Genomic DNA, 14,768 nt, shown 5'->3' with positions numbered 1-14,768 from the left:
AATTTTATGTCGCCATCGCGCAAAGATGGTTGCGCCCTGCGCATATCTGCTTTGATATCTGCGACTGTCGGGGCCCTGGGCCTGTCTGATGAAACAGTCGGCACGGGAGTGGCCGGCGACATTTGTGGAGGAAACACACATGAAATTCGCAGCACTTATTGCGACCACGGCACTGACGGCATCGTCTGCCTATGCCGCAGCACACGAGGACCGCACGGGCTGGCCCGAGAGCTTTACCGTGGGCACGGCGTCGCAGGGCGGCACCTATTTTGCCTATGGTTCGGGCTGGGGCAACCTGGTGGCCGAAGAGCTGGGCCTGACCGGCGGCGGCGAAGTCACCGGCGGTCCGATGCAGAACATGGCGCTGGTCCACACCGGCGACGCGCAGTTCGGCATGACCACCATGGGTCCGGCAGCTGAATCCATCGCCGGGACAAACCCGATTGCGCCCGGTCTGGAAATGACCGGTGCCTGTGCGATGTTCCCGATGTACCAGACGCCGTTCTCGGTGACGACGCTGGCCTCTTCGGGGATCACGTCCGTGTCCGAAATTCCGGCTGGTGCACGCATCGGTTTCGGTCCGGCCGGTTCCACGTCCGACACCTATTTCCCGCGCATGATGGAAACGCTGGGCGTTGAATTCGAACGTCGTAACGGTGCCTGGGCCGACCTTGGTGGTCAGCTTCAGGATGGTCTGCTGGACGTGATCGCCTTTGCAGCAGGTGTGCCCGTTCCGGCCGTCAGCCAGCTGGAAGTGCAGACCGACGTGAACATCATCGAGTTCACCGAAGAAGAGCAGGCCCAGCTGATGGAAGCCTTCCCGGTTGCCAACTTTGAAATCGCGGCAGAAACCTATTCCACGCTCGAAGCACCGGCCCGTTCGGTGTCCATGTGGAACTTTGCGATCGCAAACTGCGATCTGCCCGCCAGCTTTGTCAAAGCGGCCGTGGATGTCGTCATGTCCGACAACGAGCGTATGGTGAACATCCACCGCGCCGCCCGTTCCACGCTGCCCGAGAACTGGGACAAGAACGCCGGCGTCATGAAGTGGCACCCCGGTGCGGCTGAATGGTTCATCGAAAACGCGGGCGCAGACATTCCCGCCGATCAGATCTACGGGAACTAAAACCCGATCAGTCCGGGGCCGCGCCACTGCGCGGCCCCGGCACATCTGACTGACACATCACACAATTCATGCGCAAGTCTGCCCCCTGGGGCCGGGCTGCGCCTATGGGGCTGCTGTATGACTACCAATACGCAACTGGACGACCAGACTGACGGGCCCGTCATCGCCGAAGGCGTTGACGACGAACCCGTTGAACATAATCGACGCATTTTCGACGGCAGGGCCTATCTTGCGATCGCGGCGGTCTCTGCGTTTTATGCGCTGTTTCACATGGCAGCCCTGAACGGCTGGTCGATCTCTGCGTGGACGGGCATCGATATTCCGTTCCTGCCGGTCTTTCCGATGGAGACGTGGAATTTCCGTATCGTCCACATCGCTGGTGCGCTGATCCTCGGGTTTTTGCTGTATTCAGCGCGCGCCTTTCCTGAAAATGACCATGGCGGTCACAAGCATCCTCTGGATTTGCTGGCCTATGTCGCAATCCTGCCCGCACTCTATGCGCTGTATACTGCGTTCTCGTTCGCGTCGCAGATCGCAGGTGGCGTGATGTGGAACGGGATGGACGCCGGTATCCGCAGCGCGGAGATCTATCACTTTGGCGTCCCGCTGATCGTCGCGACTGCAATGGGGATCATTCTGGGTTGGATGCGCCCGCGCGTGCGCGGCACCATCGCCGCGCCTGACGTGGTTCTGGCCATCTGTTCTGTCGCTGTCGCAGCCTATCTGATCACCATTTACGGCACGCTGATGCGCAATTCGACCGGCACGCCCTTTGCCCCGATCGGCATGAGCCTGGCCGCCGTGGCCGGCACCGCGCTGATCATGGAAATGACCCGCCGGGTCGCTGGTCTGGCACTGATCGTCATCGCTGGCGTCTTTCTGGTCTATGTCTTTGTTGGTGATCTGCTGCCGGGTTTCCTGAATGCGCCCAACATCGCCTGGGACCGCTTCTTTAGCCAGGTCTATACCGATGCCGGTATCCTGGGGCCAACCACCGCGGTGTCGTCGACCTATATCATTCTGTTCATCATCTTTGCCGCCTTTCTTCAGGCATCCAAGGTGGGCGACTATTTCGTGAACTTTGCCTTTGCTGCTGCGGGCCGCGCCCGTGGTGGACCGGCCAAGGTCGCGATCTTTGCGTCGGGCCTGATGGGCATGATCAACGGCACCTCTGCCGGTAACGTCGTGGCCACGGGTTCGCTGACCATCCCGCTGATGAAAAAGGTCGGCTACAAGCCGCAGACCGCAGGGGCCGTCGAGGCTGCCGCATCCACAGGCGGTCAGATCATGCCGCCGATCATGGGCGCGGGCGCGTTCATCATGGCGGAAATGACGGGCATTCCCTACACCGACATCGCGATCGCCGCGATCATCCCCGCCGTGCTTTATTTCGTGTCGATCTATTTCATGGTCGATTTCGAAGCCGCCAAGCTGGGCATGCGCGGCATGCGCGAGGATGAGCTGCCCAAGTTCCGCGACATGGTGCGCCGGGTGTTCCTGTTCCTGCCGATCATCATCCTGATCGTGGCCTTGTTCATGGGTTATTCCGTCATCAGGGCAGGCACGCTTGCCACGGCCTCGGCTGCGGTGGTCAGCTGGTTCACACCCTATCGGATGGGCATCAAATCGGTGTCCAAGGCGTTCGAGCTGGCAGGCATCATGTCGATCCAGATCATCGCGGTCTGTGCCTGTGCGGGTATCATCGTGGGTGTCATCTCCTTGACCGGTGTCGGGGCGCGGTTCTCGTCCGTGCTGCTGAACATCGCTGACGCGAACCAATTGCTGGCGCTGTTCTTTGCCATGTGCATCTCGATCCTGTTGGGGATGGGCATGCCGACAACGGCGGCCTACGCGGTTGCGGCCTCGGTCGTGGCACCGGGTCTGATCCAGCTGGGCATTCCGGCCCTGACGGCACATTTCTTTGTGTTCTACTTTGCCGTCGTGTCCGCGATCACACCACCTGTTGCCTTGGCCAGCTATGCTGCTGCGGGCATTTCGGGATCGAACCCCATGTCGACCTCTGTCGCATCTTTCAAGATCGGCATCTCCGCCTTCATCGTGCCGTTCATGTTCTTTTACAACAGCGCGATCCTGTTCGACGGAGCCTGGTACGAAATCGCCCGCGCTGCGGCGACCGCCATCTTTGGCGTGTTCCTGCTGTCGTCTGGCGTGCAGGGCTGGTGGGTTGGCGCGCGGGCATCTGCACCGATCCGTGTCGGCCTGGTCATCGTGGCGCTGTTCATGATCGAAGGTGGGTTGGTGTCCGACGCCATCGGGATCGGCGGTGCGGTAGCCTTGTATCTGCTGGCAAAGGCGACCCGCAAGGATGGCCAGACGGCCACCCAAACCTAGATCCGCCGTCACGCTATACCGGGGGCCGGCGCTGTTGTTGAACAGCGCCGGCCCTTTTTCGTGCTGACTGCCGTTGGTAAATCTGGTGCACTGCTGCGGTGGCGGGCTTGTCCCTCATCCGCGACAATCTGGTCATCCCCGATATCGCGCAGGTGGACTTGCGCCGGGACCATGCCGCCCGGCAGGTTCAATGACGGGCGTGTGAGAGGTGGATGTCGCTGTGATCCAACAGTAGAGATTAAATTGTCTGGGCTGGGCACCCAAGAGTAGGGGCGTCGACCAACGACGTCCACCTTGTTCGATCATCGCTGCAGAGTTTGCAATAGCTGCCCGCAAGGCTCGTGCAACGCCGATGAAACCTGTGCCCCGGCGGACGTCAACCTTCAAGGTCAGCTATTTCGGAAAGCGCTGGCTGGGGTGGTAGGATTCGAACCTACGATACACGGTACCAAAAACCGATGCCTTACCGCTTGGCTACACCCCATCAGCGAGGCGTGGGATACGATGAACCGACGGGGCGTTCAAGCCCCGGTTTGCGCATTTTTGCTATTCTTTTTGACCATCGGCCCGCAAAAGATCAGGTGTGTCCTCGCGGTTGCGCTCGGCCTTGATCATATCGCTGACCGCTTCTTCCTGACCGGGTGATACTTCTGCAATATCAGCGCTTTCCTTTGAATGGGCCGGAGATGGATCCGATGGGGCGCGTGTCAGTGCGATCGGTTGAACATTGTCGGGAATCTCGAACCCGTCCTCTTCCAACGCGCGCTTTACGTGTCGGATCGCCTCGCCCTGGGCCAACGGCAGCGAGCTTCGACGCTGATCAATCCAGCCGGCAACTTGCATCACCACGCCGCCAGCCTCGAGGGTTTCGATCCAGACGGCGGCGCGGGGTTGATCAAGAACGAATGGGAGATCCTGCACGGTCCGCTCGATCAGGCTTCGTGCGGCGGCAAGGTCGCAGTCGCGGCTGACGCTGATCGGAAACAGGAAACGGCGTTCCGCGTTTTGCGTATAATTGACCACCCGCGAGCTGAACACGGTCGCATTGGGGATTCGGATGTGGTTTCCGTCAGGGGACAGTAGGATCGTGGCGCGGCTCGTCAGGCGGATGACTGTTCCGATATCGCCGTTGATTTCGACCACGTCGTTGGGCGCGAATGGCTGGCGAATTGACAGCATGATGGACGCGATAAAATTTTCGACCGTGTCCTTGACCGCAAAGCCAAGGGCCAGACCGATGATTCCGGCAGCGCCCAGGATCGTGCCCAGCAGGGCAGTGGCACCGAGGATGTCCAGCGCAACCACCAGGCCAAGCACCACAAAGGCCAGGCGGATGATCTGTTGCATGATCTGCGCGATGAAGGCGTTTGGGGCCAACCTTTTCCATGGCCGTTGCCACCGCGCGAGTGCAAGCCCGACCCAGACGATCACGATGAACACAACCAATGCGATCCCCAGCAGGGGGAGGCTGGACACCAGTTGCAAGGCGCGTGTCCGGAACCGTTCGAGTGCGGGCGTCAGTCGCGCATCGAGGTCTGTCGTTTCAACCGTGTTGTTGCGCACGGCGATGACGCCTTCGATCCGTTGCGCCAGCTCCGTCAGCGCTGTCTGGTCCTGCGGGGTCAGAACCTCGCCCGTCAGGGTGACGACACCCTCTTGGACAGCGACGTCGACACTCTCGTAGCCGCCAAGCACCGCGATGATATCGCTGATCCGGCTGCGGATCGCGGTGTCGTCGCGCGCCGATGTTTCGGTTGCGATGGGGGCTGCGTTGTCTTGTGCCACGGCCGCGACCGGCCAGAGCAAAAGAATGATCAAAATGAATGCGCGCATCGGTCCCTCCGGTTCAGATGCAGAGGTAGCAGGGACCGGCGGATGTGCAAACGATCAGACGCGCAGCGGGTTCGCCTTGGCCAGGCGGTCGAAATCCATCAGGCTGCTGACCAGTGCCGGCATCTGGTCCAGGGGGATCATGTTTGGCCCGTCAGAGGGTGCGGTGTCGGGTGCCTCGTGGGTTTCGATGAATACGGCAGCGATCCCCAGACTGACGGCTGCGCGGGCCATGACCGGGGCGAATTCGCGCTGACCGCCAGAGCTGCCGCCCTGACCGCCGGGCTGCTGCACGGAATGGGTCGCGTCCATCACCACCGGGTAGCCGGTTTTAGCCATGGTCGGCAGCGACCGCATGTCGGCCACAAGCGTATTATAGCCGAATGACGCGCCGCGTTCGGTCAGCAGGATGCGTTTGTTGCCGGTGCTTTCGATCTTGGACACGACGTTCGGCATGTCCCAGGGGGCCAGAAACTGTCCCTTTTTCACGTTGATGACGGCACCGGTTTCGCCCGCTGCCAGCAGCAGGTCGGTCTGGCGGCACAGGAATGCCGGGATCTGCATGACATCGACGACCTGCGCGACGGTCGCGCATTGGTCTGCCCCGTGGATGTCCGTCAGGACCGGACAGCCGATGGTGTCCTTGACCTTTTGCAGGACGGACAGCCCTTCATCCAGGCCCAGGCCGCGCTTGCCCGACAGTGAGGTGCGGTTTGCCTTGTCGTAGCTCCCCTTGAAAATGAACTGCGCGCCGGCCTCGTGACAGGCCGCGGCCATCTGTTCAGCGATCATCAGCGCGTGATCCGCGCTTTCCAGCTGGCAGGGTCCTGCGATGACAAGCAGGGGGCGATCGTTGGAAACGGTGAGGTTTCCGATGGTGACATCATGCATCAGCTGGTTACCTGTTCGCGAAGGATGGAGGCGGTGATCGAGATCATCAGGTAGATACCCGAGAAGATCAAGAACGCGAGGATCGTATTCTCGAACGCCTTGGGATAGGTCGCCTCGTCCGGTGCGACGGGTTCGACGCCCATCGACAGATAGCGAACCTGACGGTTCGCCTCGATCCGGGCGGTTTCCATCTGCGTCAGCGCCTGCTGGGCCAGACCGGTCTGAAAGGTGTAGTTTTCCTCGGCCAGACGCAGTTCCGTATTGCGCGCTGCAAGGCTTGTCCCTTCGGCGTTGGCCGTTGTCATCTGTTGACGCAGATCGGAGATCAGCGTTTCGATATTGCTGATCTGGCTTTCGAGTGCGTTGACCTGTGCCTGATTTGGGGTGCGCACCGCGAGCCGTTCCTGCAGGGTGAGCGTCAGGCGTTGACGCTCGGTTTCGAGGGCGGAAATCTGTTGCGTCCGGGCCGAGGTTTCGCCGATCGGGTCGATCTGCTGCACGTCTTCCTGGATTTGCAGCCAGGCCTGCAAGGCGTCCGCACGCGCGGCCTCTGCGGCGACATAGCTTTCGCGGGCACCGGCCATCTGGTCCTCGCGCAGGCGCTGGGTCAGCTGGTCGACCTGTTCCTCGGCGTAGCGGATCAACGCATTGGAAAATTCCTGACTGACCTCGGGCGAGGCAGCGATGACCTTCATCCGCAGGATGCCTTCGGTCGGGTCATAGCTGATCTTGACCATGTCCTGATAGACGCCGTAGGCGGCCTCGTTCGTGGCACCCTCTGGCAGACGCTGGATCGGGTCGATCCAGTCCTGGCTGAAATGCGCCTTGAAGTCGTGGTCGGCATCCAGACGCACCATCGCCGCCCGCGACTGCAGGTAGGATTGCACCGTGATGCTGTCCTGTTGGGTCGCCATAGAGGTGCCCTGGAACATGCCCCCCAGACCGCCTGCGGCACTGGCTGGTTCGGCCTGCTGAATGACGAATTCAGAGTCGGTGGCATACATCGGCGTGGCGATCGTATAGTAATAGTAACCCACAATCATGGTCGGCAGCAGCACAAAGATGCTGAGCCTGACCATCATCAGGAACGCCTTGAGCCGGCGGCGACGGGCCATGTCGCGTTGTATCTGCGAGATTTCGTCGTTCCGACGCTTGATCGGATCGGCAAATTCGGTCGAGGGCAGTTGATTGCCCTGCGTTCTGGTTTGCGGCAATTGCACCCGGTCCTGCGGCACCGGTTTGATCGCGCCCAGGGTCTGTGGGCCGCCTGTTTGCGGATTCATGCCGCCTGGCTGCTGACCGCCTTGCTGATCTGGTGCTACCAGTTCCAGCACGGTGGAACGCTGGAACGGATCGATCCCGGCAAGCCGCAACTGGCGGACCGCATCAAAGTCCGAAGTGACGGCCAGACCCTGTTTTTGCGCGACCCGGCGCGCCATGCGCAGCTGTCGCCCGGTCAATCCTTCGCGGCGGATCGCGTCGATGTCGACATTGTTGTTTGCCGGTTCCGGCAAGGGCTGCGGCGCGGCCATGGGCTGCTGCTGGACCGGTTCCGGGCGCTGCGGCGGCGCGGATTGTTCCGGCGCAGCCGGTGCAGGCTCGCCCGTGCTGGCCATCGGTTTGCGCACCCGAAATTTCTTAGCTGTGGGCTTCGTAGTCATAAAGCTGCTTGGCCTCTTCAAGTGTGTCGAACATGTGGATCCTGCCGTCGCGCAACACAGCGGCCGAACGCGCGAACCGTTCCAGTGTCTCTGCCTGATGCGATACGATGATCACGGTCGTCTTTTCCAGCCGTTCACGCAGGATTTCACCCGCCTTGCGATTGAATTCCATATCGGTCGTGGACGGCATGCCTTCGTCGATGAGGTAGATATCGAAATCAAGCGCCAGCATCAGCGAAAATGTCAGACGCGCCCGCATCCCCGCGCTGTAGGTCCCGACCGGCATGTCGAAATATTCCTTGATGCCGCACAGCCAGCGGCAAAACGCCTCGATATAGTCGGGATCAAGCCCGTAGAGCCGCGCGATATAGCGGACGTTTTCGCGCGCGGTGTGCCGGTTGACGACCCCGCCCATGAAACCCAGCGGAAACGAGATGCGGCATCCGCGGGTAATCGTGCCTTCGTCGGGTTTTTCCAGACCCGCCATCATGTTGATCAGGGTCGTCTTGCCGGTGCCGTTGGGGGCCAGAATGCCCAGCGAATTACCCAGTTCAACGCGAAACGACGCCCGATCCAGGATGATCTTGCGCTGGGTGCCGGTCCAGAAGGACTTGCTGACCGCATTGAATTCCAACATCTTTTGCCGCTCTCGACGTGCTTGCTGCCCGCTGTGGATGCGCGACGAAGGTTAATTCGGCGTCACATTGTTCTCTCTTTTACACTTAATGATCGAAAATTGTGTTCAAAGACAGGCGAAAGGCGGTTTTTTGCAAAACCGTGATGGACCGTGGTCCCTGTGCAAAGGGCGGGTCTGTTCTAGATCCCGACCATGAGTATTCAGAAAGACATCGCGGACTGCCGCATCTGCGCAGATCGTTTTGCCCGGACCGCGACGCGACACAGCCCACGCCCGGTCGTATGGTTTCGTGGTCAACCGCGTATTCTGATCGCAAGTCAGGCCCCGGGCGCGCGGGTGCATGAGGCGCAGACCCCGTTTTGGGACCGTTCCGGTGACCGGTTGCGGGATTGGATGGGGATCGAAAACGACGCGTTCTATGACCGTGACCGGGTCGCAATCGTGCCGATGGCATTCTGTTTTCCGGGGTATGATGCCAAGGGCGCTGACCTGCCGCCACCGCGCATCTGTGCTGCGACGTGGCGTGCGGCGGCGCTTGCCCAGCTGGGGCAGGTGCCACTGACGCTGCTGATCGGCGCCTACGCCCAAGGCTGGCATCTTGGCGATAAAATGCCCGTCACGCAGCGGGTTGCAGGCTGGCGGGACCACGCGCCGCATGTCTTTCCCTTGCCTCATCCGTCGTGGCGCAATACCGGATGGCTGAACCGCAACCCGTGGTTTGCCGACGAATTGCTGCCCGTGTTGCGGGCGCGCGTGCAAGAGGTGCTGGAATGACCGAAACGACGCTGGATAAATCCCATGCCGCGATGCAGGCGGCCCCGGAAAACGACGCGCTGCGCCTGCGGTTCTACGAAGACCTGTGCGACGCGGATATCTATGTCTTGCTGGACGCAGAGCCCGAGGGCGACAGTGTCAAACCCACCGTGGTCGAGATGGAAGGCGCGCCATTCGCCCTGATTTTCGACACCGAAGACCGCTTGTCCGATTTTACCGGGCGCGTGGCACCCTATGCCGGCTTGCCGGGGCGGGCACTGGTGCAGATGATGGCGGGGCAGGGCTGTGGTCTGGCCCTGAACCTGCGTGTCGCGCCTTCGGCCATGTTGATCCCGGCGGATGGTGTCGACTGGCTGGCAACGACCCTTGATCACGCACCTGAACAGACGCAGGCGCGGCTGGTCGCGATCACGCCGCCAAAGTCCCTGCCAGAGGCCGTGCTGGACGCATTGGACCGCAAATTGTCGAAAACAGCGGGACTGGCCGAAACGGCCTACCTTGTTGCCGCCGAATACGAGGACGGTGGCAAAGGGCACGTTCTGGGGTTTGTCGGTGCCGATGACAGCGCCCATGGTGCGCTGGCCCATGCGGCGGGTGAGGCACTGACATTTTCCGGCATTGATGCAGGCACGATGGACGTCGTGTTCGTCGGCGCAGGCGAGGAAATGGCCCGCCGGCTGGAACGTGTGGGCCTGCGGTTCGACCTGCCGAAAATGCAGCGCGTCACACCAGATGTCCCGATGGCCCCCGGTGCCGATCCGAACAAGCCGCCGAAACTGCGCTAGACCGTCTCTCCTGCGTCCATCCGATCGAGGAAAGCCTGCGCCTCTGACAGGATCGTTTCCTTTTTGGCGTCGTCCATCCGGTCCCATGTGCCGTAGATCCGTCCGATACGGTTGTTGGACGCGAATTTTTCGCGGTGACGGTCCATGAAATGCCAATACAGCAGGTTGAAAGGGCAGGCGCCCTTGCCAGTTTTCTTGGTCACCGAATAGGCGCAGGACCCGCAGTAGTCCGACATCTTGTGGATGTAATTGCCGGAACTCACGTAGGGTTTGCTGGCGATGATCCCGCCGTCCGCGAACTGGCTCATGCCGATGACGTTTGGTGCCTCGACCCATTCATAGGCGTCGGCGTAAACGCGCAGGTACCATTCATGGACCTGAAACGGATCGATCCCGGCCAGCAGGGCAAAATTCCCGGTCACCATCAGGCGCTGGATATGGTGGGCGTATGCCTCTTCCTTGGTCTGTGCGATGGCGCGGGACATGCAGCGCATGTCGGTCGCATCGCCCCAGTACAGACCGGGTAGGTCACGGGTGTGGTCCAGCCCGTTGCGATGGATATAGTCAGGGCCTTCTCGGAAATAGATCCCGCGGATGTATTCGCGCCAGCCGATGATCTGGCGAATGAAACCTTCGGCCGCATTGATCGGCACATCGCCGTCCTGCCAGGCCTTTTCGACCGCTTTGCAAACCTCCATCGGGTTCAAGAGACCTGCGTTGATATAAAGGCCAACGATGGAATGATACATGAACCTTTCGTCGTCCATCATGGCGTCCTGATAGGTGCCGAAATCGGGCAGTCCTTTTTTCACCCAATGGGCCAGGTGTTGACGGGCCTGACCGCGATCTGTTGCAAACCAGAACGGTCGCAGGTCGCCGAATGAATTGCCGAAACGGCGTTCGACCAGTTGCAGCACCTCTTCGACGGTCTCGTCGGGGGTGAAACGCATTGGACCCGCGAAATCGATCCCCTCTGGCGGCGGCTTGCGATTGTCCTCGTCATAGTTCCATTGGCCACCGGCGGGGGTGTCGCCGTCCATCATCAGGCCAGTCTTGCGGCGCATGTCACGGTAGAAATACTCCATCCGCAGCGCCTTGCGCCCCTCGGCCCAGCCTTCGAATTCCTTGTGCGAGGCGATGAAACGGTCGTCGGGCAGTTGTTCGACGGTCACTGGGCAGTGACGCAACGCCTCGATCAGCCGCCATTCGCCGGGTTCCGTCGCCAGCACGCGGTTCGCGCCGTGTTCATCGGCTGCGCGCATCAGGACACCGCAGATGGAATCGGATCCCTCGCCCAGTTTGGTATAGTCGACGGTCCATCCCTCCGCGCGCAGCTGTGCTGCGAATTTCCGCATGGATGCAAAGAGGAACGCAATCTTCTTGGGGTGGTGCGCCACATAGCTCGCCTCGTCCGCGACCTCGGCCATGACGACGATGTCGGTCGATTTGCTGGCCTTTTGCAGCGCAGAGAGTTCGGGCGACAGCTGGTCACCCAAGACGAGAACGAGATCTACCATGGGATGGTCTTTCCGGCATAATCAAAGAATTGGCCCGATTTATCAGTGCCAAGGTCGTCGATCACGCCCAGCAGGTTTGCAGCTGCCTGGGATGCCGCTACGGTTTTGTGATGGCCCGCATAGTCGGCGGTAAAGGGTGTCTCGACCGTGCCGGGATGCAGGGCCACGACGCAGGATTGCTTGTGCGAACGACCAAGTTCGATCGCCGCGCCGTGCACGATCTGGTTCAGCGCGGCCTTGGATGCGCGGTAGGAATACCACCCGCCGATCCGGTTGTCGCCGATGGATCCGACGCGCGCCGACAGCACGGCACAGACCGAAGGGGTACTGCGGGGCAGCAACCGGCCGATGTGTCGCAAGATCAGCGCTGGACCGATGGCATTCACCGCCATGACCCGGGCCATGGCGTCCGCCTCGATTGCACCAAGGGACTTTTCCGGTGTGCCCAGAACACCGACGGCCACGAACACCAGGTCGAAAGGACCATCAAGCGCGTCCAGATGCCGGGCCACGGATGCGGGGTCGGTCACATCGAACCCGTCCGCGCTGCGCGACAGGGTCGTGACCGTAGCGCCGCGCGTGCGCAAGGCGTCAGTCACGGCCTGTCCGATGCCGCCAGAGGCACCAATGACGAGGGCATTATGCGGCATAGATCATCTTTCTTGTCACGCCACCGTCAACGGTGACGACCTGACCGGTCACAAATCCCGCCTCCTGCAACCAGCGGACGGTTTGCGTGACGTCCTCGACCCGGCCTGCACGGCCGACGGGATGCTGGTCGTGGTCCACATCGCGCAGATCGTCCCAGCCGTTGGTCACGATCCAGCCCGGGGCGACGGCGTTCACGCGAATGTCGGGGCCAAGCGAAATCGCCAGCGCATGGGTCAGCGCCGACATCCCCCCCTTGGATGCGGCGTAGGCCTCGGAATAAGGCTCCGACATTTGCGCGCGGGTCGATGTCATGTTCACGATCGCTCCCTGCCGCGCGCGCAGCAGTGGCACGGCTGCGCGTGTGACCAGAAAGGCACCGGTCAGATGGCTGTCGGTCACGCGCCGCCAATCGGCAAGCGAAAGATCCTCGATCGGACCACGGTGCGGATCGGCAACGCCTGCGTTGTTGACCAGCAAATCGCAGCGGTCAATCTGCGCAAAGGCCGCCGCGACCTGATCCTCATCCCCCACATCGCAGAGGATGCCGGTCACGCCGTCAATGGCTATGGGATCAACATCCAACCCAAAGACCCGCCAGCCGCGACCGGCATAGTCCTGCGCGATCCCCCGTCCGATTCCAGATGCTGCACCTGTGATAATCAATGTCTGTGTCATAAAGGCAGACCTAGATCACCGCGCGCGGCATTCCATTCTTCTTCTGGTCAAAAATATCCGCGGGGAGGCCCGCAGGGCCGGGGGCAAGGCCCCCAGCGGCAAAACGCCCTTTTCAAGCGGGACACAGCCGCTATAGTGCGACGCATGAGCGCACGAGATCATATGTTTTTGGCGACCCTGTCGGGTCTGACCCTGCGTGCCCTACGCCTGAACCACGTCTGAGCGTGCCTGTCGGCGCGACCGCTCGGACAGTGCCAGCGCCGACCACCCCCAACAGATAGCCGTTCAGGACCGAACCAATGACCGACCGCGTTTACATTTTCGACACCACCTTGCGCGACGGGGAACAATCCCCGGGTGCCACGATGACCCACAGCGAGAAACTTGAAATTGCCGCCATGCTTGATGACATGGGCGTCGATATCATCGAGGCTGGATTTCCCATCGCATCAGAGGGCGATTTCGCCGCCGTTTCCGATATCGCGCGCCTGTCCAAGAACAGCGTGATCTGCGGCCTCAGCCGCGCCAATTTCAAGGATATCGACCGCTGCTGGGAGGCCGTCAAACATGCGGCACGCCCGCGGATCCACACATTCATCGGCACTTCGCCACTGCACCGTGCGATCCCGAATCTGGACATGGACCAGATGGCCGAACGCATCCACGACTGCGTGACCCATGCCCGCAACCTGTGCGACAACGTGCAATGGTCGTCGATGGACGCCACCCGCACGGAATGGGAGTTTCTCAAACGCACGGTCGACATCGCGATTAAGGCAGGGGCAACGACGATCAACATCCCCGATACGGTCGGCTATACGGCCCCCGTTGAATCTGCCGATCTGATCCGGCGGCTGATTGCCGAGGTCGATGGTGCGGACGAGGTGATCTTTGCCACGCATTGCCACAATGACCTGGGGCTGGCGACGGCCAATTCGCTTGCTGCCGTGGCGGGCGGCGCGCGCCAGATCGAATGCACGATCAACGGTCTGGGCGAACGTGCAGGCAATACAGCCCTCGAAGAGGTGGTCATGGCGATGAAGGTCCGCCAGGACATCATCCCCTACGAGACCAAGATCGATACCCGCAAGATCATGGCCATCTCGCGTCGTGTGGCGACGGTCTCTGGTTTTCCTGTGCAGTTCAACAAGGCAATCGTCGGCAAGAACGCCTTTGCCCATGAATCCGGGATCCATCAGGACGGCATGCTGAAAAACCGCGAAACCTTTGAGGTGATGCGCCCTGAGGACGTGGGCCTGTCCGGCACGTCCTTGCCGCTGGGCAAACATTCCGGTCGTGCCGCCTTGCGCGCCAAGCTGGACGAGCTGGGCTACGTGGTGGGTGACAACCAGCTCAAGGACGTTTTTGTCAGGTTCAAGGAATTGGCCGACCGCAAAAAGGAAGTGTTCGACGACGACCTGATTGCGTTGATGCGGATCAACGAAGGGGCCGAAGACCATCTGAAGTTGACCGACCTGCGCGTTGTCTGCGGCACCGGCGGCCCGGCAGAAGCACAGATGAAAATGCTGATTGGCGGTGCCTCCAAAGAGGTGACGACGCGTGGCGATGGTCCTGTCGACGCGGCCTTCAACGCGGTGAAATCATTGTTCCCGCATGGTGGGCGGCTGCAATTGTACCAGGTGAATGCCGTCACCGAGGGCACTGATGCACAGGCGACCGTTTCGGTTCGCCTCGAAGAGGACGGACGTATCGCGACCGGTCAGTCAGCGGATACGGACACGGTCGTCGCAAGTGCAAAGGCCTATGTCAATGCGCTGAACAGGCTGATCGTCCGTCGTGAACAAACCGGCGTCGATTACGACACAAAAGGCGTCAGCTACAAAGACGCAGGCGCATGAGCTGTAGCCG

Annotated in this window: 12 protein-coding genes and 1 tRNA gene; 5 read left to right on the top strand and 8 right to left on the bottom strand. The window is 61.1% G+C overall.

All coding sequences use genetic code 11. The features are described 5' to 3' along the window. The first annotated feature begins 139 nt into the window (after positions 1 to 139). Together AN189_RS12230 and AN189_RS12225 are read left to right on the top strand one after the other, a co-directional pair. Positions 140 to 1,126 carry a TAXI family TRAP transporter solute-binding subunit gene (locus tag AN189_RS12230; protein WP_056036319.1) on the top strand — a complete coding sequence of 329 codons (987 nt, stop codon included), beginning with the start codon at positions 140 to 142 and terminating at the stop codon, positions 1,124 to 1,126. Between the two features lie 117 nt (positions 1,127 to 1,243). Further along, positions 1,244 to 3,478: a TRAP transporter fused permease subunit gene (locus AN189_RS12225; RefSeq protein WP_056036234.1), complete on the top strand. Its 2,235-nt coding sequence runs from the start codon at positions 1,244 to 1,246 to the stop codon at positions 3,476 to 3,478. Between the two features lie 409 nt (positions 3,479 to 3,887). Here the strand turns inward: AN189_RS12225 and AN189_RS12220 are convergent. The 5 genes from AN189_RS12220 to AN189_RS12200 all read right to left on the bottom strand — a co-directional run bounded on the left by AN189_RS12220 (position 3,888) and on the right by AN189_RS12200 (position 8,497). After that, a tRNA-Gln gene (locus AN189_RS12220) sits at positions 3,888 to 3,962 on the bottom strand. Between the two features lie 62 nt (positions 3,963 to 4,024). Continuing rightward, positions 4,025 to 5,311: a mechanosensitive ion channel domain-containing protein gene (locus AN189_RS12215; RefSeq protein ID WP_056036232.1), complete on the bottom strand. Its 1,287-nt coding sequence runs from the start codon at positions 5,309 to 5,311 to the stop codon at positions 4,025 to 4,027. A 54-nt stretch (positions 5,312 to 5,365) separates the two neighbouring features. Beyond that, positions 5,366 to 6,199, bottom strand: coding sequence for a 3-deoxy-8-phosphooctulonate synthase (gene kdsA, locus AN189_RS12210; RefSeq protein ID WP_056036230.1), 834 nt, complete (start codon positions 6,197 to 6,199; stop codon positions 5,366 to 5,368). Continuing rightward, positions 6,199 to 7,860 (bottom strand): hypothetical protein, encoded by a 1,662-nt coding sequence (locus AN189_RS12205; RefSeq protein ID WP_056036226.1) that lies wholly within the window; start codon positions 7,858 to 7,860, stop codon positions 6,199 to 6,201. The genes kdsA and AN189_RS12205 overlap by 1 nt, the downstream gene beginning before the upstream one ends. Then, positions 7,838 to 8,497: an ABC transporter ATP-binding protein gene (locus AN189_RS12200; RefSeq protein ID WP_056036223.1), complete on the bottom strand. Its 660-nt coding sequence runs from the start codon at positions 8,495 to 8,497 to the stop codon at positions 7,838 to 7,840. The genes AN189_RS12205 and AN189_RS12200 overlap by 23 nt, the downstream gene beginning before the upstream one ends. A 192-nt stretch (positions 8,498 to 8,689) precedes the next feature. On the opposite strand from AN189_RS12200, the gene AN189_RS12195 reads away from it, so the two are divergent. Both AN189_RS12195 and AN189_RS12190 read left to right on the top strand, forming a co-directional pair. After that, positions 8,690 to 9,271: a uracil-DNA glycosylase family protein gene (locus AN189_RS12195; RefSeq protein ID WP_056036217.1), complete on the top strand. Its 582-nt coding sequence runs from the start codon at positions 8,690 to 8,692 to the stop codon at positions 9,269 to 9,271. Further along, on the top strand, positions 9,268 to 10,056 hold the full coding sequence (locus tag AN189_RS12190; RefSeq protein WP_056036214.1) for an SseB family protein: 789 nt from the start codon (positions 9,268 to 9,270) through the stop codon (positions 10,054 to 10,056). Before AN189_RS12195 ends, AN189_RS12190 begins: the two co-directional genes overlap by 4 nt. On the opposite strand, the gene AN189_RS12185 is transcribed toward AN189_RS12190, so the two are convergent. From AN189_RS12185 to AN189_RS12175, 3 genes are read right to left on the bottom strand one after another with little or no spacing between them, the layout of a single operon-like run. Beyond that, a complete protein-coding gene (locus AN189_RS12185; RefSeq protein ID WP_056036211.1) occupies positions 10,053 to 11,573 on the bottom strand; it encodes a cryptochrome/photolyase family protein in 1,521 nt (506 codons plus the stop codon). The genes AN189_RS12190 and AN189_RS12185 overlap by 4 nt on opposite strands. Continuing rightward, complete coding sequence (locus tag AN189_RS12180; protein ID WP_056036208.1) at positions 11,567 to 12,223, bottom strand: SDR family NAD(P)-dependent oxidoreductase; 657 nt, start codon at positions 12,221 to 12,223, stop codon at positions 11,567 to 11,569. The genes AN189_RS12185 and AN189_RS12180 overlap by 7 nt, the downstream gene beginning before the upstream one ends. Beyond that, the gene (locus AN189_RS12175) at positions 12,213 to 12,899 is read right to left on the bottom strand and encodes an SDR family oxidoreductase (protein ID WP_172794906.1); all 687 of its coding nucleotides are present in this window, start codon (positions 12,897 to 12,899) and stop codon (positions 12,213 to 12,215) included. Before AN189_RS12175 ends, AN189_RS12180 begins: the two co-directional genes overlap by 11 nt. Before the next feature lie 299 nt (positions 12,900 to 13,198). Here AN189_RS12175 and AN189_RS12170 point away from each other — a divergent pair, with 299 nt between their 5' ends. Further along, positions 13,199 to 14,758, top strand: a complete 1,560-nt coding sequence (locus AN189_RS12170; RefSeq protein ID WP_056036205.1) for a 2-isopropylmalate synthase — start codon at positions 13,199 to 13,201, stop codon at positions 14,756 to 14,758. Positions 14,759 to 14,768: the final 10 nt, after the last annotated feature.

Source organism: Loktanella sp. 3ANDIMAR09, from assembly GCF_001420005.1.
Classification (GTDB): domain Bacteria; phylum Pseudomonadota; class Alphaproteobacteria; order Rhodobacterales; family Rhodobacteraceae; genus Loktanella.
The sequence above is the reverse complement of the archived record's forward strand: the minus strand, read 5'-3'. Positions and strand labels throughout refer to the sequence as shown.

Excerpts from the sequence above, each read along its gene's own strand:
- AN189_RS12230 (WP_056036319.1), top strand. The coding sequence starts at position 140 with ATGAAATTCGCAGCACTTATTGCGACCACGGCACTGACGGCATCGTCT.
- AN189_RS12225 (WP_056036234.1), top strand. The coding sequence starts at position 1,244 with ATGACTACCAATACGCAACTGGACGACCAGACTGACGGGCCCGTCATC.
- AN189_RS12215 (WP_056036232.1), bottom strand. The coding sequence starts at position 5,311 with ATGCGCGCATTCATTTTGATCATTCTTTTGCTCTGGCCGGTCGCGGCC.
- kdsA (WP_056036230.1), bottom strand. The coding sequence starts at position 6,199 with ATGCATGATGTCACCATCGGAAACCTCACCGTTTCCAACGATCGCCCC.
- AN189_RS12205 (WP_056036226.1), bottom strand. The coding sequence starts at position 7,860 with ATGACTACGAAGCCCACAGCTAAGAAATTTCGGGTGCGCAAACCGATG.
- AN189_RS12200 (WP_056036223.1), bottom strand. The coding sequence starts at position 8,497 with ATGTTGGAATTCAATGCGGTCAGCAAGTCCTTCTGGACCGGCACCCAG.
- AN189_RS12195 (WP_056036217.1), top strand. The coding sequence starts at position 8,690 with ATGAGTATTCAGAAAGACATCGCGGACTGCCGCATCTGCGCAGATCGT.
- AN189_RS12190 (WP_056036214.1), top strand. The coding sequence starts at position 9,268 with ATGACCGAAACGACGCTGGATAAATCCCATGCCGCGATGCAGGCGGCC.
- AN189_RS12185 (WP_056036211.1), bottom strand. The coding sequence starts at position 11,573 with ATGGTAGATCTCGTTCTCGTCTTGGGTGACCAGCTGTCGCCCGAACTC.
- AN189_RS12180 (WP_056036208.1), bottom strand. The coding sequence starts at position 12,223 with ATGCCGCATAATGCCCTCGTCATTGGTGCCTCTGGCGGCATCGGACAG.
- AN189_RS12175 (WP_172794906.1), bottom strand. The coding sequence starts at position 12,899 with ATGACACAGACATTGATTATCACAGGTGCAGCATCTGGAATCGGACGG.
- AN189_RS12170 (WP_056036205.1), top strand. The coding sequence starts at position 13,199 with ATGACCGACCGCGTTTACATTTTCGACACCACCTTGCGCGACGGGGAA.